At 66.9% G+C, this 2,333-nt stretch carries 2 protein-coding genes; one reads left to right on the plus strand and one right to left on the minus strand.

All coding sequences use genetic code 11. From position 1 onward, the window contains the following. Nucleotides 1-78: 78 nt before the first annotated feature. A complete protein-coding gene (locus AC3WJE_RS20990) occupies nt 79-1,020 on the minus strand; it encodes a DMT family transporter (protein ID WP_493732782.1) in 942 nt (313 codons plus the stop codon). A 97-nt stretch (nt 1,021-1,117) separates the two neighbouring features. Between AC3WJE_RS20990 and AC3WJE_RS20995 the strand changes: the two genes are divergently transcribed. Next, nucleotides 1,118-1,969: a LysR family transcriptional regulator gene (locus tag AC3WJE_RS20995; protein ID WP_493732783.1), complete on the plus strand. Its 852-nt coding sequence runs from the start codon at nt 1,118-1,120 to the stop codon at nt 1,967-1,969. Nucleotides 1,970-2,333 lie beyond the last annotated feature (364 nt).

A 2,333-nucleotide genomic window follows, 5' to 3' on the forward strand; every position in this document is an offset into this window, starting at 1 on the left:
TACCGGTAACGCCCCATCGCGGCTGATGGCCCGAGGCCACCCAGAGCCGCTCCTACGTAAGAAACCGCGAGCGGCGAGTCAACCGGATTCCGGGCAGGCCGACTTCACCTCGTGCCGATCCGCAGGTGCTGCTGCCGGCCGGGTACGCGAGGCCAGCACGACGCCTCCGATCACCGCGACCACACCCAGCAACTGCGCCGGTTGTGGCGATTGCCCGCCGGCCATGCTCACCAGCAAGGTGAACACCGGCACCAGGTTGAAGAAGCTGGCCGTGCGCGCGGTACCCAGGCGGCGCGCGGCGGCGAACCAGAACAGGTAGCCCAGCACCGAGCTGCACAGCGCCAGATAGACGATGCCCCAGTGCGCGCTGGCGGGAGCATCGGCTGCGGCAGCCAGCGGCTGTTCGTGCAGGACGGCCAACAGGAGCAGCACGACGGTGCCGAGCGCGATCGACCAGGCGGTGGTCTCCTGCGGGTTCAGGGCGCCCAGGTAGCGGCGCGAGACCACCGTCGCCAGCGCCCAGGACAGCGAGCCGCCGAGCACGATGACATCGCCGGGGGTCAGGTGCAGTTGCGCCAGCCGCGATGGATCGCCTCCACTGACTACCAGTGCCACGCCGGCCAGTCCGCTCAGCAGGCCGGCGCCGCGCCAGCGGTCGATGCGTTCGCCTTCGACCAGCGCCGACAGCAGCAGCGTCCACAGCGGTGTCGTCGCCATGATCAGCGCCGCGTTGAACGGGGTAGTTGAGCGCAGGCCGAAGAACATCGCCAGATTGAAGCCGACCACACCCAGCAGGCCGACCGCGGCCAGCGCCGGCAGGTGTTCGCGCAGCCGGTGCAGGCTCAATCGACCGACAGCGCCCAGGGTGCCGAGCAGGACGATGCTGGCCAGCGCGAAACGCTCGGCGCCGGCACTGATCGGCGGCATCCAGTGAATGACGTGGGCGCCGACGTTGAAGGCGCTGCCCCAGAAGAAGGCGGTCAGGACCAGGCTGGCGTAGGTAAGGGCGTTGGAGCGCATGGCGGCGGGGTTTCGGATGAAGAAGGAGCGCATGCTGCGCCGCCGCTCATGCGCTTACTATTCCCAGATGCTCATCCCTGGATGTGAATAAATTCCCATGTTGGACTGGGAGAACCTCCGGCACTTCACCGCGTTCGCGCAGGCCGGCTCGCTGGCGGCCGCGGCGCGCCGGTTGCAGGTCGAACACGCCACCGTGGCGCGGCGGATTGCCGCGCTGGAGGCGGAGTTGGGGCTGAAGCTGGTCGATCGGCGTGCACGTGCCTACGTGCTCACGCCGGACGGTGAGCGTATTGCCGAGCTGGGGCGGCGAATGGGAGATGAGGCCCAGGCGGTGCTGCGCGCCGCCACGGCCGGCCAGCAACAGGTTGGCGGACAGGTTTCGCTGAGTGCGCCGCCGGCCACCGCGAGCACGCTGGTGGCGCCGCACCTGGGTGAACTGCGCCGGCGCCATCCCGCGATCCATCTGGTGCTGATCGCCGAGACGCGCATGGCCTCGCTGCGCAGCGAGACCGATCTGGCGCTGCGGCTGAGCCGTCCGGACGATCCCGAGCTGGTGGTGCGGCGGCTGCGGCGTCTGCAGTTTTCGTACTACGCCGCACCCGAGTATCTGGCGCGTACCGCCCCGGCGCAGTACGTGTTCATCGGTTACGACGAGAGCCTGGACGACAGTCCGCAGCAGCGGCAGTTGTTCGAATTCGCCGCCGGGCGGCCGCTGGTCGTGCGCAGCAACAGTGCCGATGTGCAGCGCGGTGCGGTGCGTGCCGGGGTGGGTATTGCGCTGTTGGCGGATCTGCCGGGGCATCTGGAGGATCCGGGGATGGTGCGGTTGCCGGGTGGGTGCGAGGTGGTGGAGCGGGAGTTGTGGTTGGTGGTGCATCGGGATTTGCGGCGGGCGCCGGCGGTGCGGGCGGTGGCGGAGTTTCTGGTTGAGGCGATGGCGGAGTCTTAGGTGTTGGTTGGTTGGTTTTGATGGTGCGAGGAGGAGGCGGCTCGTGGAGCTGGGCCTGTGATTGCATTCGCTATTGGGGGTTTCATTTTTCGGGGCGGTGATGGATGAAGTGATGCGGTAGGGCTCACTTCGCGGGAAACCCAAAAATCGTCGTCCCCGTGAAGGCGGGGACCCAGTGACTTCCGCGTCGTCTCACTGCCGGCACCATCTCTCTACCGTCATCCCCGCGAAAGCGGGGATCCATGGACGTTGCTTTTTAGCTTCTTGGGTTTGAAGCAACAGCAACAGCTTTCGCTCCTTCGGAGCGAGTCACTTGTTCTTTGCTTGTGCAAAGAAAAGTAACCAAAAGAAGCGCTTTACAGCA

It is taken from the genome of Pseudomonas sp. GW821-FHT07E12 (assembly GCF_058986605.1).

Excerpts from the sequence above, each read along its gene's own strand:
- AC3WJE_RS20995 (WP_493732783.1), top strand. The coding sequence starts at position 1,118 with ATGTTGGACTGGGAGAACCTCCGGCACTTCACCGCGTTCGCGCAGGCC.
- AC3WJE_RS20990 (WP_493732782.1), bottom strand. The coding sequence starts at position 1,020 with ATGCGCTCCAACGCCCTTACCTACGCCAGCCTGGTCCTGACCGCCTTC.